At 59.1% G+C, this 23,179-nt stretch carries 22 protein-coding genes; 13 read left to right on the top strand and 9 right to left on the bottom strand.

The window, feature by feature from the left end; genetic code table 11:
• Positions 1-13: 13 nt before the first annotated feature.
• Complete coding sequence (locus BTN45_RS14065) at positions 14-1,018, bottom strand: Fe(3+) ABC transporter substrate-binding protein (protein ID WP_246751691.1); 1,005 nt, start codon at positions 1,016-1,018, stop codon at positions 14-16.
• A 218-nt stretch (positions 1,019-1,236) separates the two neighbouring features.
• Here BTN45_RS14065 and rirA point away from each other — a divergent pair, with 218 nt between their 5' ends.
• The 7 genes from rirA (at position 1,237) to BTN45_RS14030 (ending at position 7,476) form a co-directional block, all read left to right on the top strand.
• Entirely contained in the window at positions 1,237-1,707 is a 471-nt protein-coding gene (rirA, locus tag BTN45_RS14060; RefSeq protein ID WP_004439283.1) for an iron-responsive transcriptional regulator RirA, read from the top strand.
• Positions 1,708-1,878: 171 nt separating this feature from the next.
• On the top strand, positions 1,879-2,925 hold the full coding sequence (locus tag BTN45_RS14055) for an AbrB family transcriptional regulator (protein ID WP_035206796.1): 1,047 nt from the start codon (positions 1,879-1,881) through the stop codon (positions 2,923-2,925).
• Between the two features lie 123 nt (positions 2,926-3,048).
• Positions 3,049-3,960 (top strand): ABC transporter substrate-binding protein, encoded by a 912-nt coding sequence (locus BTN45_RS14050; protein WP_142182046.1) that lies wholly within the window; start codon positions 3,049-3,051, stop codon positions 3,958-3,960.
• 81 nt (positions 3,961-4,041) lie between these two features.
• A complete protein-coding gene (locus tag BTN45_RS14045) occupies positions 4,042-5,208 on the top strand; it encodes an ABC transporter permease (RefSeq protein WP_207588355.1) in 1,167 nt (388 codons plus the stop codon).
• Positions 5,205-6,143: an ABC transporter ATP-binding protein gene (locus tag BTN45_RS14040; protein WP_207588353.1), complete on the top strand. Its 939-nt coding sequence runs from the start codon at positions 5,205-5,207 to the stop codon at positions 6,141-6,143. The genes BTN45_RS14045 and BTN45_RS14040 overlap by 4 nt, the downstream gene beginning before the upstream one ends.
• The gene (locus tag BTN45_RS14035) at positions 6,140-6,880 is read left to right on the top strand and encodes an ABC transporter permease (protein ID WP_207588351.1); all 741 of its coding nucleotides are present in this window, start codon (positions 6,140-6,142) and stop codon (positions 6,878-6,880) included. Before BTN45_RS14040 ends, BTN45_RS14035 begins: the two co-directional genes overlap by 4 nt.
• 107 nt (positions 6,881-6,987) lie before the next feature.
• On the top strand, positions 6,988-7,476 hold the full coding sequence (locus tag BTN45_RS14030) for a gluconokinase (protein ID WP_207589745.1): 489 nt from the start codon (positions 6,988-6,990) through the stop codon (positions 7,474-7,476).
• Here BTN45_RS14030 and BTN45_RS14025 read toward each other — a convergent pair.
• The 7 genes from BTN45_RS14025 to BTN45_RS13995 all read right to left on the bottom strand — a co-directional run bounded on the left by BTN45_RS14025 (position 7,473) and on the right by BTN45_RS13995 (position 17,529).
• Positions 7,473-8,774, bottom strand: coding sequence for an FAD-binding oxidoreductase (locus BTN45_RS14025; RefSeq protein WP_037089485.1), 1,302 nt, complete (start codon positions 8,772-8,774; stop codon positions 7,473-7,475). The two genes, BTN45_RS14030 and BTN45_RS14025, sit on opposite strands and share 4 nt — an antisense overlap.
• Positions 8,775-10,136 (bottom strand): glutamine synthetase family protein, encoded by a 1,362-nt coding sequence (locus BTN45_RS14020; RefSeq protein ID WP_004439273.1) that lies wholly within the window; start codon positions 10,134-10,136, stop codon positions 8,775-8,777.
• Between the two features lie 172 nt (positions 10,137-10,308).
• Positions 10,309-11,556: an FAD-binding oxidoreductase gene (locus tag BTN45_RS14015; protein ID WP_207588349.1), complete on the bottom strand. Its 1,248-nt coding sequence runs from the start codon at positions 11,554-11,556 to the stop codon at positions 10,309-10,311.
• A gap of 100 nt (positions 11,557-11,656) precedes the next feature.
• A complete protein-coding gene (locus BTN45_RS14010; protein ID WP_037089634.1) occupies positions 11,657-13,297 on the bottom strand; it encodes an ABC transporter ATP-binding protein in 1,641 nt (546 codons plus the stop codon).
• A gap of 5 nt (positions 13,298-13,302) precedes the next feature.
• Entirely contained in the window at positions 13,303-14,448 is a 1,146-nt protein-coding gene (locus BTN45_RS14005; RefSeq protein WP_072493824.1) for an ABC transporter permease, read from the bottom strand.
• A complete protein-coding gene (locus BTN45_RS14000) occupies positions 14,448-15,542 on the bottom strand; it encodes a microcin C ABC transporter permease YejB (RefSeq protein ID WP_004439268.1) in 1,095 nt (364 codons plus the stop codon). The genes BTN45_RS14005 and BTN45_RS14000 overlap by 1 nt, the downstream gene beginning before the upstream one ends.
• A 142-nt stretch (positions 15,543-15,684) precedes the next feature.
• Positions 15,685-17,529 (bottom strand): extracellular solute-binding protein, encoded by a 1,845-nt coding sequence (locus BTN45_RS13995; protein ID WP_184285138.1) that lies wholly within the window; start codon positions 17,527-17,529, stop codon positions 15,685-15,687.
• A 200-nt stretch (positions 17,530-17,729) separates the two neighbouring features.
• On the opposite strand from BTN45_RS13995, the gene mepA reads away from it, so the two are divergent.
• The 4 genes from mepA to dapB all read left to right on the top strand — a co-directional run bounded on the left by mepA (position 17,730) and on the right by dapB (position 21,267).
• Positions 17,730-18,785, top strand: a complete 1,056-nt coding sequence (gene mepA, locus BTN45_RS13990) for a penicillin-insensitive murein endopeptidase (RefSeq protein ID WP_207588346.1) — start codon at positions 17,730-17,732, stop codon at positions 18,783-18,785.
• Between the two features lie 99 nt (positions 18,786-18,884).
• The gene (locus BTN45_RS13985; RefSeq protein ID WP_004439265.1) at positions 18,885-19,268 is read left to right on the top strand and encodes a methylglyoxal synthase; all 384 of its coding nucleotides are present in this window, start codon (positions 18,885-18,887) and stop codon (positions 19,266-19,268) included.
• 22 nt (positions 19,269-19,290) lie between these two features.
• Positions 19,291-20,313, top strand: a complete 1,023-nt coding sequence (locus tag BTN45_RS13980; protein ID WP_207588337.1) for a glucokinase — start codon at positions 19,291-19,293, stop codon at positions 20,311-20,313.
• A gap of 126 nt (positions 20,314-20,439) precedes the next feature.
• Positions 20,440-21,267 carry a 4-hydroxy-tetrahydrodipicolinate reductase gene (dapB, locus tag BTN45_RS13975; protein ID WP_137069307.1) on the top strand — a complete coding sequence of 276 codons (828 nt, stop codon included), beginning with the start codon at positions 20,440-20,442 and terminating at the stop codon, positions 21,265-21,267.
• A 21-nt stretch (positions 21,268-21,288) separates the two neighbouring features.
• On the opposite strand, the gene phnF is transcribed toward dapB, so the two are convergent.
• Positions 21,289-22,026, bottom strand: a complete 738-nt coding sequence (phnF, locus tag BTN45_RS13970) for a phosphonate metabolism transcriptional regulator PhnF (RefSeq protein WP_207588335.1) — start codon at positions 22,024-22,026, stop codon at positions 21,289-21,291.
• Positions 22,027-22,108: 82 nt separating this feature from the next.
• Between phnF and phnG the strand changes: the two genes are divergently transcribed.
• A complete protein-coding gene (gene phnG / locus BTN45_RS13965; RefSeq protein WP_004439260.1) occupies positions 22,109-22,570 on the top strand; it encodes a phosphonate C-P lyase system protein PhnG in 462 nt (153 codons plus the stop codon).
• Positions 22,570-23,178: a phosphonate C-P lyase system protein PhnH gene (gene phnH / locus BTN45_RS13960; RefSeq protein ID WP_207588334.1), complete on the top strand. Its 609-nt coding sequence runs from the start codon at positions 22,570-22,572 to the stop codon at positions 23,176-23,178. The genes phnG and phnH overlap by 1 nt, the downstream gene beginning before the upstream one ends.
• Position 23,179: the final 1 nt, after the last annotated feature.

The following is a 23,179-nucleotide window of genomic DNA, read 5'->3' as shown; positions in this document are numbered from 1 at the left end:
GCAGGGCCCGAGATCAGTTGGTCGGGCCGTCATTAAAGCCCACTTCGTCCACCAGTTCGGATGCCTGCTTGCGATGGGCGGCGATGTCCGTCAGCGGCAACTTGTCGGGATTGATGGGGCCGAAGCCCTTGACCACATCCGACGGCTCGGCGCCGGGCAGCACCGGATATTCGAAGACCTGCCTGGCGTAGATTTCCTGTGCCTCGCGCGATGCCAGGAATTCCATGAGTTTCAGGGCATTGTCCTTGTTGGGGGCGTATTTCGTCAGGGCCATGCCGGAAATATTCACATGGGTGCCGCGGTCGCCCGCATTGGGAAAAATGACGCGCACGGAACCCGCCCATTCCTTTTCTTCCGGCTCGCGGTCATTTGTCAGCATCAGGCCGACATAATAGGTGTTGCCAAGGGCAATATCACACTCCCCGGAAAAGATTGATTTCGCCTGGCTGCGGTCGGTTCCATCAGGTTTGCGGGCAAGGTTGTTCTTCAGGCCGGTAAGCCAGGTGCGGGTATAATCGACACCATGATGTGCAATCATTGAGGCGATCAGCGCAATATTATAGGAATGCTGGCCGTCGCGAATGCAGATCCTGCCCTTCCATTTCCGATCCGCCAGTTCCTCATAGGTGATATCCTTCTGGCTCACCCGCTCCTTCGAGGCATAGACAACCCGGCCGCGTGTCGTCAGGCCGAACCATTCGCCCTCGGGATCACGCAGATTGGCGGGGATATCCTTTTCGATGACGGGATCGTTGAGAACAGGCTGCGTGACACCGCCCTCCTTGGCCTCGACCAGCCGGGCGATATCGACCGTCAACAGCACATCGGCCGGCGAATTGACGCCTTCTGCCTGGATGCGTTCCACCAGTCCCTTGTCGAGAAAAAGAACATTCGTCTCTATTCCCGTTTCCTTGGTAAAGGCGTCGAGCAGCGGCTGGATCAATTCAGGCTGGCGATAGGAATAGACATTAACCTCTCCCTCTGCCCAGGCTTTGGGTGCGCAGGAAAGGATCATCATCCCTGAAAAAACGGCAGCGGAAAAATATGATTTCAAGCTTGCCATTGTGAATGCCTCCATTACATTCCGATTCTTGACTTGTTTGTTCATGAATCATGAAGGCGGTCAACAAGGCTGTTTGAGAAATCTCGGATGGATGCCAGTTTTTTCGGTTTCTGGAATTGTTCTAAACTGAAAAAGAGACTATATAACTCCACATTGAGAGTTAGGAGACCAGCATGCGCTTGACCAAACAGACCAACTATGCCGTGCGCATGTTGATGTACTGCGCCGCAAATGAAGGCCATCTGAGCCGCATTCCGGAGATTGCCAAGGCCTATGGCGTTTCCGAGCTGTTCCTGTTCAAGATCCTCCAGCCGCTCAACAAGGCCGGCCTGGTGGAAACAGTTCGCGGCCGCAATGGCGGCGTGCGGCTTGGCAAGCCTGCCGAAAAGATCAGCCTGTTCGATGTGGTCAGGGTCACCGAAGACAGCTTCGCCATGGCGGAATGTTTCGAGGACGGCGCCGTCGAATGTCCTCTTGTTGACAGCTGCGGCCTGAATTCGGCACTGCGCAAGGCGCTCAACGCCTTCTTCGACGTACTGGCCGAATATTCGATCGACGATCTCGTCAAGGCTCGGCCGCAGATCAACTTTCTGCTTGGCCTCGACACCACGATGCCGAAGGTCGCTGCCCTTCCGGCTGCATGATCGTCTTATTGCTTCCCTGGCGATTACACCATAGCCCGTGCCCATGAGGTCACGGGCTTTTCTTTAAGGAAGCCGCGCGAGACAGAATATTTTTGATCCCGCGTGTTGACCTCGCGAACGGAAGCGGCGCATTTGGTCGCGAGCTTTTTCAAGCAACCAATCAGCGTCGCAATGATCATCAAGCCTGAATTCCATACATTTGCGCTTACCGCGCTCATCGGCAGCATAGGTGCGCTGCTCGCCAGCCTCATCGATATCCCGGCACCCTTTCTATCCGGCCCGGCACTTGCGGTGACGATCTCTGGACTGGCAGGCCTCAGGCTTGGCATTCCCGCCTTCATACGCAATGCCTGTTTCGTCGTTGTCGGCATTTCGATGGGAACGAGCGTGACGCCCTCCGTGATAGACGCTGCGAAGACCTGGCCGGTGAGCTTTGTCGTCGTCCTCGTCGCTGTCGTCATCATGCTCTATGTCGCTTACTGGATACTGCATTACGGCTTCGGTTACGACAGGACCACGGCAATGCTCGGCGCTTCCCCCGGCCACCTCAGCTATATCATCAGCCTCGGGGCCGAGACGAAAAGCGACCTCGCAACCGTCAGCATCGTGCAAAGCGTCAGGGTACTTGCGCTCACTCTTTCCGTACCGCTGATCGTGGAATATTTCGATCTTGTCAGCACCGAACCGCTCCTCACCAAACCGCCGATGGATCTCCTTACCTTGGGACTGACCATCGTCGCTTCCCTGCTGACCGGCTGGCTTTTCCTGCGCTGGAAGTTTCCTGCTGCCCTGCTGCTCGGCGGCGTCGCGATCTCCATTGGCACGCATATTACCGGCCTCACTGAAGGCGGCGTCCCGACCTGGCTCAGCCTTCCAGTGTATGTGCTGATCGGCTGCCTGATCGGGACACGGTTTTCGAATGTCTCGCTGATGGAGGTGCGCAAGGGCTTTGTAGCGGGCTTTGTCGTCACCATCGCCGTCATGGTGATCGCCGGCAGTATTGCCTGGATGATTTCCCACGTGACCGGCGTTCCGCTCAATGCGGTAATGATCGCCTATTCACCGGGCGGCCTCGAAACCATGGCTGCGATGGCGGTCATGATGCACGCAGATACCGCCTATGTCGGCTCGCATCACGTCATCAGGCTTCTGTTCCTGTCGGTTCTTATGCCGCTCGTCATGGGAAAGGATGCCCGAAAACGAGACGGCGAAACCTGACATCTGCCGGAAAAATGCTGGCAGCATTGCAACCTTTTTCTCTCCGGTACGTTCACGCTTAGCCGCAATTGCGGGCGGCGACCTTTCGCCTGTTCGGCAGGCTGACCCATCGGAGGACCATTCATGAACCGCTTGATGACGTTGACGGGCGCCGGACTTGCGCTTGCCTTTTCTGTTTCGATCGCTCAGGCGCAAGTGGTCGTGTCGTCGAAAATCGACACGGAGGGTGGCGTTCTCGGCAACATCATTCTCGCCGTTCTCAGCAAGAACAATATCGAGACGACGGATCGCATTCAGCTCGGCGCAACGCCAGTCGTCAGAAAGGCGATTACCGCGGGCGAGATCGACATCTACCCCGAATATACCGGCAACGCCGCCTTCTTTTTCTCCAAGGCGGATGACCCGCTCTGGAAGGACGCCGCCAAGGCCTACCAGGAAGCAAAGACGCTCGACTATGACGCCAACAAAATCGTCTGGCTGACGCCCTCCCCGGCCAACAATACCTGGGCAATCGCGCTGCGAAAGGATGTTGCGGACAAAAACAAGCTGAAGACGCTCTCCGATTTCGGCAAATATGTTGCCGGCGGCGGTGAAGTGGTTCTTGCCGCTTCTTCCGAATTCGTCAACTCGGCTGCTGCCCTGCCGGCGTTTCAGACCACTTACGGCTTCACCATGAAGCCGGACCAGTTGATCACGCTGTCCGGCGGCGATACGGCCGCTACCATCGCAGCCGCAGCCAACCAGACCAACAACGCCAATGCCGCCATGGTCTACGGCACGGATGGCGGCATCGCCCCGTCCGGTCTCGTGGTGCTGGAGGACGACAAACATGTGCAGCCTGTCTATCAGCCGGCGCCCATCATTCGCGAAGAAGTCCTGAAAAAGCATCCGAATATCGAGGAACTTTTGAAACCCGTGTTTGAAAAGCTCGATCTGGCGACCCTGCAGGAGCTTAACGCCCGTGTGCAGGTGGGCGGCGAGCAGGCAAAAACCGTCGCGCTCGACTTCCTGACCAAGAACGGCTTCGTCAAGTAATAGTCTGTGGTTCCGGGCGACGGGTCGGGAAAATTCGTTCTTCCGGCCTTCGCCTGATCGATGAGACAGGGGAGCGGGATTTTGACGAAATGGCCTGACAAGGTGGGGGTGGTGATTTCATGCCTGCTTCTCTATGCGCTTCTCGTGGCGCCCTTCATGACATTCCGTGCGAACCGGATCGTTCAGGGTGAGACACGAACGGTTTTCGAAGCCCTCCCGGCTTCGGCTGCCGCAATTATCACCACCGTCGTTCTTCTTGCTGCTTTCATCGCGTTCTTTCGCTTTTCCACCAGCCTCAAACTCACGATTGCGCTGGTCGGGCTTGCAGTACTGGCGGTTTTCGTCGGTCAGGCTGCTTCTTTCCTGACACCGGAGGGCAATAGTTTTGCCCGCGTCTCGCCTGCCAGCGGTTTCTGGCTGATTTTTGCCGGGCTGGCTCTGCTTGCTACGGATTGTATAGCCCGTCTCAGGCCCAGGCCCGTCGTTCGGATTTTGCTGTTGCTGCTGGCGATGGCTGCGCTTGCGGCCGTGCTGACAAGCGGTCTCTGGAACGATCTCTCGATCATCAGGGAATATACCGGGAGAGCCGACACATTCTGGACCGAGGCACTGCGGCACGTGCAGCTCGCCATCGGCTCGCTCGTTGCGGCGACGCTCGTGGGCATTCCGCTCGGCCTCCTCTGCTACAAGGTGGAGCGGCTGAGGGCGGGCGTGCTGAACACCCTCAACATCGTCCAGACCATACCCTCCATCGCTCTTTTCGGTTTGCTGATCGCGCCGCTTGGATGGATCGCAGCGACGGTGCCGGGCGCGGCAAAGATCGGCATCGCCGGCATAGGCATGGCGCCCGCCTTCGTGGCGCTATTTCTCTATTCGCTGCTACCGGTGGTTTCCAACACGGTGGTTGGCCTTTCCGGCGTTTCGCGAGCAGTCCGGGAGGCGGCGCGCGGACTCGGGATGACTTCGACGCAAAGCCTGCTGCGGGTGGAGTTTCCGCTGGCCATGCCGGTCATCCTCACCGGCATCCGCATCGTGCTGGTGCAGAATATCGGGCTCGCGACGATCGCGGCGCTGATTGGCGGCGGTGGTTTTGGCGTTTTCGTCTTCCAGGGCATCGGGCAGACGGCGATGGACCTCGTGCTGCTGGGTACCGTGCCGACCGTTCTCCTCGGCTTTGCGGCTGCAATCATGCTTGACGCCCTCATCGACAGCAATCTCTTCAGCGCAGGCGGAAGGCAAAAGGCATGATCGAAATCGACACCATCACGAAGCGATATGGCGATACGACCGTTGTGGACCAAGTATCACTAACGGTCGCGCCGCGCACCGTCACCGTCATCGTCGGCACGTCGGGGTCGGGAAAAACCACCCTGCTGCGCATGATAAACCGGCTGGTGGAGCCAACTTCCGGCGCAATCCGGATAGACGGAAAAGATGCCAGCGCGATACCCGGATTCAAGCTTCGCCGCCAGATAGGCTATGCCATTCAGGGCCATGGCCTGTTTCCGCATCGAACGGTGGCGGAGAATATCGCGACCGTGCCGCAGCTGATCGGCTGGGACCGCAAACGCATCGCTGCGAAGATCGATGCGCTGATGCATCTCTTCCAGCTCGAACCTGCGCTTTATGCCGAGCGTTTCCCACATGAACTTTCCGGAGGCCAGCAGCAGCGTGTCGGCGTGGCGCGGGCGCTGGCCGCTGAACCGAACATTCTCCTCATGGACGAGCCATTCGGCGCTCTCGATCCGGTTATCCGCGCCAAGGCCCAGAAAGACCTCATCGATATACAGAAGAAGCTTGGCGTGACCATTGTTCTCGTCACGCACGACATGGACGAGGCTTTTCATCTGGCTGATCGTATCGCAGTCATGGACAAGGGACGTATCGTGCAGGACTGTCCGCCGGCAGAACTGGTGCTGAAACCCGCGAATGACTTCGTGCGCACCATGATCGGGGAAAACGAACGCGCGCTGAAACTGCTCTCGGTCCTCTCGGTTGCCGATGTTGTGGAGCCGGGAAGCGCCGAGGGCGAGCCGCTGAGCGAACATACAAGCCAGCGCGACGCGCTTTCGGCCATGTTATGGGCGGGCCGCGATGTCCTGCCAGTAATAAAAGACGGCGGACAGCCCGCGGGCCTGGTGCGGCGTGACGTTCTCCTCCAGCGCGCCGCCGGAAACCGATGAGAAAAGCCGCTTCTTTCTTCGCCCTGGGGCTTCTGGTGCTGGCGCTGATGGCGTTTCTTACCTCGCCCCAGAGCTTCTCGCCCCTGTTCAGCCCCCTTGTGCAGGCCAATGCGCCAGCCATCTACACGCAGGCCAATCTGCTTTCCCTCACCCTTTCGCATCTCGCCACTGTTGCTATCGCAACGGGGTTTGCCACGATGATGGCGGGTGCGCTCGCCATTCTCGTAACCCGGCCCTTCGGAAGGGATTTCCTTCCGCTCTCCCGCAGCATCGTCAATATCGGCCAGACCTTTCCCCCCGTGGCGGTGCTGGCGCTTGCGGTGCCGATAATCGGTTTTGGCGAAAAACCCACTCTGATCGCGCTGTTTCTTTATGCCCTGCTACCCGTCTTCGAAAATACGCTGACCGGACTTACCACCCTTCCGCCAGCAGTGGTGGATGCCGCAAGAGGCAGCGGCATGACCGGCTGGCAACGGCTCGTAAAAGTGGAGCTGCCGCTCGCCCTGCCGGCCATCCTCGCCGGGATCCGACTTTCGGCGGTCATCAGCCTTTCCACCACCACCATCGGCTCAACCGTTGCCGCAAGGACGCTTGGGGAAGTTATCATCGCCGGCCTGCAATCCAACAATCTCGCTTTCATCCTTCAGGGCGGGCTTACTGTTGCGGCACTGGCGATCCTGATACACACCGGCTTTTCCGCCCTGGAAAGGACCGCGGCCCGCAGAACCGGGCAATGACCCGGACATGCGTCACATTTTATATTCCCGACATTCGCCGCACATGGTAGGGGCAGACCGTCGAAACAGAAATTTCAGAGGTTCGGGTGACACAGGCAATCGTCGTGATGGGAGTGAGCGGTTCTGGCAAGTCCACGGTCGCGGAAGGTCTGGCGGAGAAACTGGGCATTGCCTTTATTGAGGGCGATAAACTCCACCCCAAATCCAATGTCGACAAGATGTCAGAGGGTATTCCCCTTACGGATGAAGACCGCTGGCCCTGGCTCGATCTCGTCGGCGCGGAACTGCGCAAAGGCAGCGAAAGCAACGGTGTTGTCGTTTCCTGCTCGGCGCTCAAGAAAATCTATCGCGACCGCCTCCGCCAGGCCGCAGGCGGCCCGCTGGCGTTCGTCTATCTGGATGGCAGCCTGGAACTGCTTAGCCGGCGGATGGGCGAGCGCAAGGGCCATTTCATGCCGCTCTCGCTGCTTCAGACCCAGCTTGCCACGCTGGAAGTACCAACGGGAGAGCCCGGCGTCGTGGCCGTCAGCATCGATACGACCCCGGAAGAGATCGTTTCGAACGCGCTTTCCGCTTTGAAAACGGTCGCGTTTTAAAGCCCGAGCCTGTCTCTCAGGCCATACCACCAGGCGCCAAGTACGGTCAGCGGAACGCGGAACGTCTTGCCACCCGGGAAGGGGTAGTTCGGCAAGGAGCTCCAGATATCGAAACGTTCGGCGTGGCCTGCAACGGCCTCGCCCAAAATCTTGCCGAGCAGATGCGTGGTCGTGACCCCGTGACCGCTGTCGCCATGGGAAAAGTAGATATTGTCCGACAGTTTGCCCATGTGCGGAATACGCGTCAGGGTCAAGGCGAAGTTGCCGCTCCAGGCATACTCAATCTTTATCTTTTCCAGCTGCGGGAAGGTCTTCAGCATGTTCGGGCGGATCACGCCTGTCAGGTCGGCCGGATCGCTGCCGCCATAACCAATACCTCCGCCGTAAAGCAGACGGTTGTCCGAGGTGCGACGGTAATAATCGAGAATGTAATTGGCATCTTCGACGCAGTAATTGGCGGGCAGAAGCGCCTCAATCAGATCGGCATTAAGGGGCTCCGTTGCCATGACCTGGCTCGAGACCGGCATCATCCTTTCGCCGATTTCCGGCAGCAATTTGCCGAGATAAGCATTGCCGCAAACGAGAACATATTTCGCCCTCACGCTGCCCGTTGCCGTCCGCACGACGGGGTTTTCCCCCTGCTCTACCGCAATGACCCGCGAATTTTCGAATATCCGAGCGCCCAGGCTTTCGGCAGCCGCCGCCTCGCCCTGCACGAGATTAAGAGGATGGATATGGCCACCGAAACGATCGATCATGCCACCGGCGTAACGATCGGTCTTCACGTAGCGGCCGACATCCGCTCCGGAGACCATTTCCAGGCCGCCATGACCATGTTTTTCCCAATGGGCCTTGTGTGCCTCCATTTCGCGAATCTGCTTTGACGTGAAGGCGGCGAAGAAACCGCCGTCGACCAGATCGCAGTCGATGGCATATTTGGTGACGCGGTTGCGGATGATCGCGCCGCCTTCAAGCGACATCTCCCCAAGCTTCACTGCCTTGTCATGCCCGTAGCGGCCGGCGATGGTTTCGAGATCCCGGCTGTAACCGTTGACGATCTGCCCGCCGTTGCGCCCCGACGCGCCGAAGCCCACCCGCACGCCTTCCAGCACAATGACCGCGTAGCCACGTTCACTGAGTTCAAGGGCGGCGGAAATGCCGGTGAAACCGCCGCCGATCACGCAGACATCGGCTTCCAGCGCGCCCTCAAGCGTCGGGCGCACGGTTTTGACATTGGCGGAGGCCGCATACCATGACGATGTGTGGCCGGGATTGGGAATGTTGGTGACCTCAGCCATTCACACAGTCCTGATATAGGCGTCATATTCGACGTCGGTTACACGCAGGGAGAATTCGGAAAGCTCCTGCTGTTTGCAGGCGGAAAACAGCGTACGGTATTTTTGGCCAAGCGTCGCATAGGCGAAGCTGGACCGCGTGAAGCGTTGCAGCGCATAGTCCCAGTTGGTGGGCAGCGGCTCATGGTTGATCGCGTGACTGTCGCCGGAAATCGCGCCGCCGGGCTGGCGCTTCTCCTTCATGCCGGCGAGCGCGGCGCTCAGTATCATCGCGAGAACCAGATAGGGGTTGGTGTCGGCGCCGGCGACGCGGTGTTCGATACGCGTCGCCGCCTTGCTGGCAACAATGACGCGCACCGCTGCCGAGCGGTTATCGATACCCCAGGAGGCATAGGTCGGCGCATGTTCGCTCGGTGTGAGGCGGCGATAGGAATTGGCATGAGGTGCAAAGATCGCCATGCTCTCTCCCATGTTTTCAAGGAGGCCGCCGACCGAATGCAGCAGCGCATCCGAAGGGCCGTTTTCTCCCGCGTAGATATTCCTGCCATCCCTGTCGAGAACGGAGAAATGCACATGCATGCCATTGCCTGCCTGCAGCCCATAGGGCTTGGCCATGAAGGTGGCGTCGAGGTCATGCCGACGCGCCACTCCTTTAACGATACGCTTTAGAAAAACGGCAAAATCGGCAGCCTGCAACGCGTCAGGCACGTGATTGAGGTTGATCTCATATTGGCCGGGACCGTTTTCCCGCAGCGTCGTATCGGCAAGCACGCCCTGCGCGCGGCACGCTGTCGCGATGTCGTGGAAAACATCTTCGAAATCCTGCAACTCTGAAATCGACAGGACCTGCGTCTGGCCCGTATGCCACCGGCCCTCGCGGCTGTGCGGCGGACGCACGGGATCGAGCGCCGAACGAACGGGATCGATCAGGTAAAACTCGAGTTCAGTGGCCACGACAGGGGTCAAACCCGCTTTTTTATAAGCATTGAGAACCTGCGCCAGAACATGGCGCGGATCGCCGTAAAAACCGGTTCCATCCGGATTCTTCATGGCGAGCAAAACCTGCGCCGTCGGCCGGCCGAGCCATGTCACACGCGACAGTGTGCCGGGAACGGGAAAGCAGAAGCCGTCCGGATCACCCGTGCCCTCCGCGAGGCCCGCAGCGTGGACATCACGGCCCCAAATATCCAGCGCATAAACGGAACGGGGAATGGCCATCCCCTTTTCAAGCACGTCGATTGCCCGTTCGCGCGGAATCCATTTGCCGCGCGGCACGCCGTTGGCATCTATGACAAAGGCTTCGAGTATTTCGATATCGGGGTTATCGACGAAAAATTTCTTTGCGTTTTCAATATCATCCATCATGCACCAGCAAGCCGTTTCCATCTCTGATCATGCGCAGCAATCTTCGCTAGCGAAAATCATCCTGCTGCTGATAGATGAGAAACCTCGCCACCATGATGACGTCTGCCCCTTTTCCCCTTTGCATGGGACCATGTTACGTGGCCCGCTCACAGAAGGCCAGCGGATTTCGTTCTCAGGGATTGAACCTTCCCGGGCGATACGCGTCAATCGCGATAACAGGTGTTTCGCCCAGTATCGTTTCAGCCAGAACACGACCAGTAATGGGCCCGAGCGTCAGCCCGTGATGGGCGTGGCCGAAGGCAAACCATAAAGTCCGGTGACGTGGCGCCTTGCCGATTATCGGCATCATATCCGGCGTGCAGGGCCGGGCACCCATCCACGGTTCCGCATCCAGCCGGCCGCCAAGAGGAAAGACGGTCCGCGCCACCCGCTCCGCCCGTTCAATCTGCACGGGCGATTTCGGCGCATCGCGTTCGGCAAATTCCGCACCCGTCGTCAGCCGGATACCTTTTCGCATCGGCGCAAGGAAATATCCCCGCTCGGCATCGATCAGCCAGTTATTGAGCTTAGCGCCTTCCTGCGGCGCGTAATGCATGTGATAACCGCGCTTCACGCCGAGCGGAAAACGGTAGCCCAGTCGCTCGGTGACGGTATCCGCCCAGGGGCCTAGTGCCACGACGGCATGTTCGGCCTCGACTGCGCCGGTTTCGGTGCGCACCGTCCAACCGCTTGCCGTCTGACTGAGGGTGGACGCATCGCCCCTTGACACTCGTCCACCGAGGCTCTCGAACAGCCGGACATAAGCGAGCGTCAGCGCATGCGGATCGAGCACCGACCAGGGATCGTTCCATTTCAGGCCGCCGACGAAATCATGGCTCAGATGCGGTTCGGCAGCGGCAAGTTCCTCAGCGTCGAGTTTCGTATGGGAAATGCCATGGTCTCGCGCCAGACGTTCGGCAAAGGCAAAATCAGCGTCCCGCCGTGCGGCTGTCCGGTAGGCTTCCATCCAGCCATTCTTGACGATCAGGTCACCGGCTTTGGCCTCCTCGATCAGGATGTTGTGCTCGGATACCGAATGCTCGATCAGCGGTGCATAGGCGCGGGCAATTGCCGCATGGCGCGCGGCTGCGGAATTATACCAGTAGCGGCCCAGAAAAGGCGCGATCTTGGGCAGAGCTGAGAGATGATAACGGGCATCGATGCTGTTATTCAGGGAATAGCGCAGCAGCAGGGCGATATCCTGCGGAAAGGCATAGGGCACCACACCTTCTCTCTGGATCAACCCGGCATTGCCGAAAGAGGTTTCCTCACCCGGTCCGCGCCGGTCGACCAGCACCACCGACCTGCCCCTGCGGGCCAGCTGCAAGGCGGTGGAAACCCCGATGATCCCCGCCCCCAAAACGATCACATCCGCTGCCATGGCAATCAATCCGTCTCTGGGTCACATACCCAGCAACATGGGTCGGCATTTTCCGCGAAGCAACAGAAAAATCATTGCCTTAACAGAAACACCACGCGGCCTACTGGCTAATCGCCTTCGTTTTCACGGCCTCGATGTGGAAGGCAGCCGCCAGGAGCGCCCGGGTGTAATCCTGCTGTGGACTGGCGAAGATTTCCGCCGCCGGGCCGCTCTCCACCACCTTGCCGTGACGCATGACGATCAGGTCGTTGGCAAGTGCCTTCACCACCTTCAAGTCGTGGCTGATGAAGAGATAAGCGAGTTCATGCTTTGCCTGGAGATCACGCAAGAGATCGACCACCTGCGCCTGCACACTCATGTCGAGTGCCGATGTCGGCTCGTCCAGCATGACAAAACGGGGTTTAAGCACCATGGCGCGGGCAATGGCGATGCGCTGGCGCTGGCCGCCGGAAAATTCATGCGGATATCGCCAGCGGGTGGCCGGATCGAGACCGACCTCTTCCAGCGCGGTGGCGACGCGCGTATCGCGTTCGTCGGCAGACAGCGACCGCTCATGCACCTTCAAGCCCTCGGCGACGATCTCACCCACCGACATGCGCGGGCTGAGTGAACCATAGGGGTCCTGAAACACGACCTGCAGCCGGTTCCTGAGCGGCTTCATCATCTCATAGGAATAGTGGTCGATCGACTGGCCGATGAAGCTGATACGTCCTTCAGATGCGATCAACCTGGAGAGCGCGAGACCAAGGGTTGTCTTTCCGGACCCGGATTCCCCGACCACACCCACCGTCTGGCCGGCACGCAGCGTGATATCGATACCGTCCACCGCCTTAACATGGTCGACAACGCGACGCATCAGCCCCGCCTTGATGGGAAACCAGACCTTGATATCGTCGCCCTGCATGACCACAGGCTTACTGCTGTCGGAAACCGGTGGCTCGCCCTTGGGCTCCGCCGCCAGCAGGTGGCGTGTATAGGCATGCTGCGGATCGTTGAAAACCTGTTCGACGGTCCCGGTTTCTACGATCTTCCCCTTCGTCATGACGCAGACGCGGTCGGCAAATTTACGGACGATGCCGAGGTCATGGGTGATGAACAGCATGGACATGCCGTGTTGCTTCTTCAGATCACCGAGGAGTTCAAGAATCTGGGCCTGAACCGTCACGTCCAACGCCGTCGTCGGCTCGTCGGCAATCAGCAGTTTCGGCCGGTTTGCCAGCGCCATGGCGATCATCACACGCTGTCGCTGGCCGCCGGACAATTCGTGCGGATAGGCTTTCAGGCGTTTTTCCGGTTCACGGATGCCGACCTGGCGCAGAAGCTCCAGTGTGCGTTCACGCGCCTCGCTCCCCGTGATTGCCTGATGCAGCTCAAGGATCTCTCCGATCTGACGCTCGATGGTGTGAAGCGGATTGAGCGAGGTCATCGGCTCCTGGAAGATCATGGTGATATCGTTGCCGCGCACCGCACGTAGCGAGCGCTCCGGCAATGTCAGCATGTCCTTGCCATCGAACAGGATTTTGCCCGAGGGGTGGCTTGCTGCCGGATAGGGCAGCAGTTTCAAGATGGAATTGGCTGTCACCGACTTGCCAGAGCCGGATTCGCCGACAAGGGCAACGACTTCGCCCGGCATCAGGTCAAAGGAGACGTGATCGACCGCAACACTTGTCGCGCCGCCCTGGTGGAAGGCGACGGAGAGATCGCGAACGGAGAGCAGCGGCTGGATATTTGTTTCCGTCATGGCGATCACCGGAACGTCTTGCGTGGATCGAAGGCGTCGCGAACGGCCTCGCCGATGAAAATAAGGAGCGACAGCATGATGGACATGGTGAAGAAGGCCGTGAGACCGAGCCAGGGCGCCTGAAGGTTATTCTTGCCCTGCGCGATCATCTCGCCCAGCGACGGTGAGCCCGGCGGCATACCGAAGCCGAGGAAGTCGAGCGAGGTAAGCGTGGTGATGGAGCCGGAAAGAATGAAGGGCAGGAAGGTCAGCGTCGCCACCATGGCATTGGGCAGAAGATGCCGGAACATGATCGTCCAGTTGCCGACGCCGAGCGCACGGGCGGCACGGACATATTCGAAGTTTCTGGCACGCAGGAATTCGGCACGAACGATGCCGACGAAGCCGACCCATGAAAACAGCAGCATGATCCCAAGCAACACGAAGAAGCCGGGCGGCAGAATGGCCGCAATGATGAGCAGGATGTAAAGCACCGGCATGGACGACCAGATTTCGATGAAACGCTGCAAAAGCAGGTCCGTCCAGCCGCCGAAATAGCCCTGAATTGCGCCGGCGGTGACGCCGACAATGGCGGAAGCAATGGTCAGCGTCAGGCCGAACAGCACGGAGATGCGGAAGCCGTAGATCATCCGCGCCGTGACGTCGCGGGCCTGATTGTCGGTGCCGAGCCAGTTCAGATTACCAAGCGTGCAGCCGGGATCGGCATCGCCCTGCGGATAGGCCGAGCAGCGCTCCTTTTTATCCATCAGCCAGAAAGGTGCCGTGGGCGCGGAATGCGGAATATTGGAATTGACCGTCTGGTAGGAGTAGCGGATCGGTGGCCAGATCATCCAGCCATTGGCGTTGATCTCGTCCTGAATGAAAGAGGATTTGTAGTCGGTCTGGGCCAAGAACCCGCCGAATTTCTCCTCCGGATAATCCACCATGACCGGCACCAGCAGCTCGCCCTTGTAGGAGGCGAGGATGGGTTTGTCATTGGCGATGAATTCCGCCATCAGGCTCAGGAAAAACAGGAGCAGGAACAGCCAGAATGACCAGTATCCACGGCGGTTTGCCTTGAAATTCTGCCAGCGGCGCTTGGTCGTCGGCGAAAACCACGGGCGGTTGGGATTTACCAGCGTCTCGGTTCCTGCAGGATGAGCGAGCGACATCACACGTCCCTCCGCTCGAAGTCGATACGCGGATCGATCCATGTGTAGATGAGGTCAGAGAGCAGGCCGACGACAAGGCCCATCAGCGAGAAGATGAACAGTGTGCCGAAGACAATCGGGTAATCACGGTTGACGACCGAGAGATAACCGAGGCGGCCGAGACCATCCAGCGAGAAGATATTCTCGATGAGCAGTGAGCCTGTGAAAAAGGCCGAGATGAAAGCACCCGGAAAGCCAGCGATCACGATCAGCATCGCGTTGCGGAAAACATGCCCATAAAGGACCTTGCGCTCGGTGAGACCCTTGGCGCGGGCAGTGATGACATATTGCTTCTTGATCTCGTCGATGAAGGAATTTTTGGTCAAAAGCGTCGTTGTCGCAAAGGCGGAGAGCGACAGCGCGATCAACGGCAGGGTAAGATGCCAGAAATAGTCGATGATCTTCTGCCACCAGTTCAGCTGGTCGAAATTATCAGACACCAAGCCCCGCAGCGGAAACCAGTCGAAAAACGATCCGCCGGCGAAAAGCACGATAAGCAGGATGCCGAACAGGAAACTCGGCACCGCATAACCGATGATGATGATGCCTGAGGTCCAGACATCGAAGGTCGAGCCATCGGAAACGGCCTTCTTGATGCCGAGCGGAATGGAAATCACATAGGATATGATGAGAATCCAGAAACCGAGCGAGGCCGAGACCGGCAGCTTGTCAATGATGAGATCGATGACCGACGAATTGCGGAAGAAGCTGTCGCCGAAGTCGAAGCGAATGTAATTCCACATCATTTCAAGGAACCGGGTGAGCGGCGGTTTGTCAAAACCGAACTGCTTTTCGAGCTTCTTGATCAGCTCCGGATCGAGCCCCTGCGCGCCGCGATATTTCGAACCGCTTTCATCGAAGCCGCCTGACTGTCCCATGAGATCGCCGCCGCCCGAGAGCCGGTCGGAGGCGCTGTCGCCCTGACCCGTCAGCTGCGCGACGACCTGTTCCACCGGCCCACCGGGGGCGAACTGGATGACAAGAAACGAAATGCCCATGATGCCGATGATGGTCGGGATCATCAGCGCCAGACGTCTGAGGATATAGGCGCCCATCAGCCTCTTCCCCCAGCCGTTCGGTCAGCGATTTTCGTCTCGGTCAAGCCCGGTCCTTTCCTCAAAGCGGCGTCACGCGCATTTCAAGCGATTCGTCTCGGCCTATGTGAATCAAGCCTTGATCGCGAAAGCAAGGCCGGCGTCATTTTCCGGCCTGGCTGGACCACCAGGCTTCAGGAAAACCGATGCCATATTCAGGCAGGTTTTCCGGGCGGATAATCGTGTTCCAATAGGCGATGAACAGCTCGCCGCGGTAGAATTGCGGAATGACATAGCTGTTGGCGAGCAGCACCCGGTCGAGCGCCCGGGCAGCAGCGACCTGCTCATCGCGATTGGGCGCAAAAATGACTTTGCGCACCAAAGCATCGACGGCCGGGTTCTTGATGCCGGCGAGGTTGTTCGATCCCTGACGATCAGCAGCCGCCGAACCCCAGTAATCGGCTTGCTCGTTGCCCGGATTGGCCGACGTCGCCCAGAGCTTGACGATAATGTCGTAATCGAAGCTGCGGGTGCGGTTGGTGAATTGCGAGGCATCGACTGTGCGGATGGTCGCGTTGATGCCGATTTTCTTCAGGCTCTGGACGTAAGGAAGGATCGTTCGTTCCATGCCGGCGGAATCAATCAGGAATTCCATATCGAGTTGCTGGCCGGTTTTCGCATTGACCATGCGATTGCCGCGCAGTTCATATCCCGCCTCCTTCATCAGCCTGACGGCTTCGCGCAGATTGTCGCGTTGCTTGGCCGGATCGCCCGCCACGGGATTCTTGTATTCCGTCGTGAAGACCTCAGGTGGAACCTGATCCTTGAGCTCCTGAAGCAGTTCCAGTTCGCGACCCGTTGGCAGGCCTGACGAAGCCAGTTCGCTGCCCATGAAGAAGCTGTTGATACGCTGGAACTGACCGTAAGCCAGCGTGCGGTTGAGTTCCTCAAAATCGAAAGCATAGTTCAGCGCCTTGCGCAGTTTCGGGTTCTGGAACTTTTCCCGCCGCATGTTCGGCACAAAGGCCTGCATGATGCCGACGGAACGGTAGATGTTCGGCAGCTCCTCCTTCTTCACCCGACCGTCTTTGACAGCGGGAAAATCATAACCCGTGACCCAGCGGCTGGAGGAAGCCTCCCGCGCGAAATCGATCGTGCCCGATTTAAACGCCTGGAATTCCACGTCCTGATCGGCAAAAAAGGTGTAGGCGATGGTTTTGAAGTTGTTCATCCCGACATTTACGTTGACGTCCTTGCCCCAATAATCGTCACGGCGTTCATAAGTGATGGTCGATCCGGGGGCGACGGCAGCGATCTTGTAGGGGCCGGAACCCATCACAGGCTCCAGCGTGCCGCGCGATATGTCACGCGGTTTGCCGTCCGGGCCGGTGCCCTCCCACCAGTGCTTGGGAACGATCAGCAATTGACCGACGATCTGCGGCAGCTCGCGATTGTTCTTTTCATCGAAGGTGAAGGTGATGTCCCTGTCACCGCTCACCTCCGCCTTGGTGACGTGGGTGTAATAGGTCGCAAGCTGCGGGCTCAGGTCCTTGGCTTTTTCGAAGCTGAACACGACATCCTCAGGCGTCACAGGCTTACCATCCGCCCACTTGGCCTCCTGACGCAGGCGAAACGTCGCTTTGGAGATATCCTCGGGATAGCTGACGCCTTCCGCCAGCAAACCATAGGAGGCCGAGAGTTCCTCTTCCGTCGATTTCATCAGCGTATCGAAGACGAGCGAAAGGCCCGTCGCAGCCTCGCCCTTCGCCAGCAGCGGGTTCAGCGTATCGAAGGTGCCCGATGTGGAGAGGCGCAACGTGCCGCCTTTTGGTGCATTGGTGTTTACATAATCGAAATGGTCAAATCCATCGGGATGCTTCAGCTCCCCGACCGTCGAAATCCCCTTTCGCCAGACATCGCCCGACTGGGCGGAAGCCGCCGCCGGCATCAGAAGGGCGGACGCCATAAGGGCGATAAGAAGTCGGGATTTCAGTGGTGCCAATATCATCGGGTCAATGTCCCTGTTTTTGTGCCTGTTGCGGAGAGCATAAAAGAAACATTGGCAAAAAACAGATGCGCTGTCTCACAAGCTCTTTATCAGCGTCGTTATCCCGCCCTGAAGGGCAACACGAAACACGGTTTTAACAAAATCCCGTTCCAGTTTATTCTTGGGGCAAGAGAATCAACTGATCGGGCGGGCACGGCTATATGACGGCGGGATCATCGAGAATTTTCAAGGCGACCATGCTGGCGATGTCGGTCGTCTCGTCGCTGCAGCTGCAGATCGAAACCGCGTCAGCCGAAGACAGGCCCGCAAAAGAAGTGTTCGGCCACATGGCGCTGCCTTCCGCCGCCGCATCGCAGCCGATCGGCTCCTATGCCAAGGGTTGCCAGTCCGGCGCAGTCGCCATGCCAACGGATGGTCCCGGCTGGCAGGCCATGCGCCTTTCGCGCAACCGGCGCTGGGGCCAGCCGCAGTTGATTTCCTTCCTTGAGCAATTTTCGCAGGACGCCCAGAAAATCGGCTGGCCGGGCCTGCTGCTTGGCGACATTTCCCAGCCGCGCGGCGGTCCGATGCTGACAGGCCATGCCTCGCACCAGATCGGCCTCGATGTAGATGTCTGGTGGCGGCCCATGCCCACGCCTCGGCTCACTGTCGAACAGCGCGAAACGGTGCCCTTCATCTCCATGCTGGACAAGAGCAAGTTTCTGACGGTTGACGACCGCAAGTGGTCGCCGCTGAACGCACGGCTGGTGATGATGGCGGCAAGTTACCCGCAGGTGGAGCGTGTTTTCGTCAACCCGGCGATCAAGCAGAAGCTCTGCCAGACCTGGACCGGCGATCGCACCTTCATGGGCAAGATCAGGCCGATCTACGGCCATGACGAGCATTTCCACATCCGTCTCGAATGCCCGCCCGGCGCGCCGAACTGCAAGCCGCAGGCCGCCGTCGGCAGGGGCGATGGCTGCGATAAGTCTCTTGCCTGGTGGTTCACCAAGGAGCCATGGGCGCCGCCGAAAAAGGACCCCAATGCCAAGCCGGTGAAACCGCGTCCCGTCATGGTTTCCGACCTGCCCGCTGCCTGCGCCGCCGTGGCCGCCGCTCCTTCCGCCAACCCCGAGGGTATTGCTGCCCAGGCTTATTCAACTTCGCCGACCCAGGCCGTGCGCCAGCAAAGCGTGGAACAGGTCATTCAGGCGGCCCCCGCCCTGCAGCCGCCTTCGGATATTCCACTTCCGACCCAGCGCCCGACATTGAACTGAAACAGAAATGAGGCATTCAACAGCTTCCCTTTTCAAATGGCGGCAAGCTGTTATAGAAGGCTTCAAATCGATTTAATTCTACGGGGACGGGCTGGGACCATGGAAGGACAACGCTGTATCGCGCTCATCGCTCACGACGAGAAAAAGGACGATATGGCGGATTTCGCCCGTCATCATCAGAAGGCGCTTGCCAATTTCAAGATTGTCGCAACCGGCACCACCGGTGGACGGGTGCAGGAAGCCTGCCCCGGGCTTGAAGTCATTCGCCTCAAAAGCGGCCCTCTCGGCGGCGACCAGCAGATCGGCGCGATGATCGCCACTGGCCAAGTGGACATGCTGATCTTCTTTACCGATCCACTGACGGCAATGCCGCATGATGTCGACGTGAAGGCTTTGACGAGGCTTGCCACGGTCTATGATATTCCCATGGCGCTCAACCGCGCCACCGCAGAAAATCTCATCGACTTCCACGTCGCCAACTGACCCTCCCACCATGGAACAGGCAATGCCGAAGACGTCCGATACCGAATATCTGTCCTTTCCAATCCTTCTTGGCGACATCGGCGGCACCAATGCCCGCTTTTCCATCCTGATCGATTCCTTTGCGGAGCCCGTGCACCTTACAACGGTGAAGACGGCGGAATACCCAACTATTGACGACGCCATCCAGCAGGCTGTTCTGGACAAGACCTCGCTTCAGCCCGTCTCGACCATCCTTGCCATTGCCGGCCCGATCGAAGGTGACGAGATACCGCTCACCAACTGCCATTGGGTCGTCAAGCCGAAGGGAATGCTCGCCAATCTCGGCCTGAAGGACGTCATCGTCATCAATGACTTCGAGGCGCAGGCGCTCGCGATTGCGGCTCTGGATGACAACAACCGCGACGCCATCGGCTCCGGCAAAAAAGACGTGCTGGCCTCTCGCGTCGTTCTTGGACCGGGCACGGGACTTGGTGTGGCCGGCCTGGTTTATGCGCGCCATATGTGGTTTCCGGTTCCGGGCGAAGGCGGCCATATCGATATCGGCCCGAGAAGCGCGCGTGATTACGCGGTTTTCCCGCATATCCAAACCATCGAAGGTCGCGTCGCTGGCGAACAGATTCTGTGCGGGCGCGGGCTGGTCAATCTTTACCGCGCCGTCTGCAAGGCCGATGGCATCGAAGCCGTCTTTTCCGATCCGGCCGATATTACCGCGCAGGGGCTCACGGGCGAGAATGCACAGGCCAAAGAAACGCTTTCGCTTTTCAGCACCTATCTCGGCCGCGTGGCGGGCGACCTCGCGCTAATCTTCATGGCCAAGGGCGGCGTTTATCTCGCGGGCGGCATTTCGCAGAAGATCATTCCGGCGCTCAAGAGCCCGGAATTCCGGACCGCCTTTGAAGACAAGGCGCCGCACAGCGCGCTGATGCGGACCATCCCCACTTTCGTCGTCACCCACCCTCAGGCGGCCCTTTCCGGCCTCGCCACCTATGCGAGAACACCTTCCGATTTCGGCCTGGCGCTGGACGGGCGGCGCTGGAGGGTCTGATCGCCCGAACCGTTCCAACGTGATGCTTGCGAAGCGGGCGGACGGTCTTTAACGTCAATGCGGAACACATCAAACATCCGATACCGGCGGGTTCCGATCCGCCCGACATGAGAAGTGAGTGACAGCATGGGCAGCAGCGGCATGAAACTGGTGGTGGTCGGCGCGGCGGGCCGCATGGGACAGGCGTTGATCCGCCTCATTCACCAGACGCCGGGCGTTCAGCTGCATGCTGCGGTCGCGCGCGAGGGTTCGGCCTTTGTCGGCCGCGATGCCGGGGAGATTGCCGGTCTCGGCCCCATCGGCGTCGAAATCACCAGCGATCCGCTGCAGGCATTTCTCCACGCCGAAGGGGTGATCGACTTCACTTCACCGGCAACCAGCGTCACCTTTGCGGGTCTCGCTGCACAGGCCCGCATCGTGCATGTCATCGGCACCACGGGCTGCGCGCCGGAAGATGAGGAAAAATTCAAGGCGGCGTCGCGCCATGCCCGCATCGTCAAGTCGGGCAATATGAGCCTCGGTGTCAACCTGCTCAGCGTCTTGACGCAGCAGGCGGCGCAGGCGCTGGATGCGCAGAACTGGGATATTGAAATCCTGGAAATGCACCACAAGCACAAGGTGGATGCACCTTCCGGCACAGCGCTGCTGCTGGGCGAAGCCGCCGCCGCCGGCCGCAACGTCGATCTTTCCACGTCATCCGTTCGTGTGCGTGACGGCCATACCGGGGCGCGAGAGACCGGAACCATCGGCTTTGCCACACTGCGCGGTGGTTCGGTGATCGGTGAACATTCTGTCATCTTCGCCGGCGAAGGCGAGCGCGTCGAACTTTCCCATTACGCCGGCGACCGCTCCATCTTCGCGCGCGGCGCGATCACGGCAGCGGTCTGGGCCTTCGACAAGAAGCCCGGTTTCTATTCGATGCTGGATGTGCTGGGGTTGTCGCAGGCGGAATAGTCTTCCACCTCGATTTTGACCCTAGTTTTCCACCGTGAATTCGACCGTATCGGCCGAGAAGCGGCTGATGGCGTATTGCACCGGCACGCCGTCCATATCTGCGTTCAGTGCCTGGGTTATCAGCAGGATGGCGCCTGGTGACAATTCGAGATCGGCGAGATCGCGCGTATCCGCGTGACTAGCGGAAATGACGGTCGAAATGCGCACGTAGTCAGCCACGCCAAGCATCTTGAACGCAGCCGTAATGGAGCCGCTTTTCTGATAAGCCTCTCCTATTCCGGCAAAACGGTCGGCGGGGAACCACGTGGTCGAGCGAGAGACCGGGCGAGTGTCCGCCTTGCGGAGCGTTTCGAGACGTATGAGCGGCGCACCCACCGGCAATTGTAGTCGCGCCGCCAGATCGGCATTGGCCGGCTCGGTGATGTGGGAAAGCAGCAGCGCCTCCATTTCCTTTACCTGATCGCCGATGCCAGCAGTGAAGCGCGTGCGTAGCGATATCGGAAAGCTGAGACGCTCCTTGCGGGCGATGATCGTGCCGCGTCCTTGCATCGGCTCGAGTATGCCCTCGCTCGCCAGTGCGGCAATGGCACTCCGGACAGTATGGCGGTTGACGCCGAATTTTTGCGCCAATGTCATTTCCGGCGGTAACATGCCGGTTTCGTCGTGATCACCAGCGGCGATTTCGCCTCTGATCCGGTCGGCGATCTGCCGCCAGAGCGCCACTCCATTCTTTCTTTTCATCGTTGCCGAAGGGCTCATGTCACACGCTTGTCATTCATCGCCATTACTTGTAGCTTATATTGTATAGTTGTCTATATCAATAGACATTAGAGGTCAAGCGATGACAAACGATACGGCAGACATACACGCAGGCAGAAAAAGAGCGGCAGCGCTTCTTGCCCGCGCCACGGTTCAGGAACTTGAAACGGCCTGGAACCGCCAGGGTGAGAACCCCAAAACGGAAACCGTACGCGGGCCGGAAACCGGGTTGGTGATGGTCAAGGGCCGGATCGGCGGTGGCGGCGCTCCTTTCAACCTCGGTGAAACGACAGTCACCCGGGCGACGATCAAGTTGGCCTCCGGCACTGTGGGTCATGCGCATGTTCTCGGCACCGGTCGCAAAAAAGCCTGGTACGCCGCCGTTTTCGATGCGCTCTGGCAGGAAAGCCCGACACGGGATTTCATCGAGACCGAGCTTCTCTCGCCTCTCGAAAAAAGGCTGACCGCAGAGAAAGAGCGGACAATGAAAGAGACTGCCGCCACACGGGTCGATTTCTTCACCATGGTTCGAGGAGAAGATTGATGGGTGTCAAGGCCGAAGCACTGACGGGCGGTTTCTCCGACGCCGTCTTCGATTCCCAACGGGTTTTCAAAAAACTGATGGACGGCATGGCCCGTCCGGGCACCACACAGGCGGTCGAAACAGCAGTCTTTCCGCCGCTGCCGCTTGCCGCGGCGACCGGAGCGGTTCTGCTGGCGCTCTGTGACCATGACACTCCGGTCTGGCTGAGCAGCGCACTACGAAAAACCGCTGTCCCCGGCTGGATCGGTTTTCACACTGGCGCAGCTGCGACAGAAGAAAAGGGCGCGGCACATTTCGCGGTCTTCGAGGCCGGCAGCGCCATTTCGTCCTTCGGTCTCTTTGCTGTGGGAAGCCAGGAATATCCCGACCGTTCCACCACGCTCATCATCGAGTTGCCTGATCTGGATGGCGGCCGGGAATTGCAGCTTTCCGGCACTGGCATCCGCCACGTCAACGTGATCAGTCCTTCCGGTCTGCCCGACATATTCCCGAGGCTCTGGGCGGAGAACAACGCCTTCTTCCCGCGCGGCGTCGACGTGATCCTGACGGCTGGCGATAGATTCGTCTGCCTGCCGCGCACGACGCGCATCAAACTCGTGGAGTCATAAG

The organism is Rhizobium sp. ZX09 (assembly GCF_017357485.1).
Lineage (GTDB): Bacteria > Pseudomonadota > Alphaproteobacteria > Rhizobiales > Rhizobiaceae > Agrobacterium > Agrobacterium pusense.
This window is presented reverse-complemented; position numbering and strand designations above follow the sequence as displayed.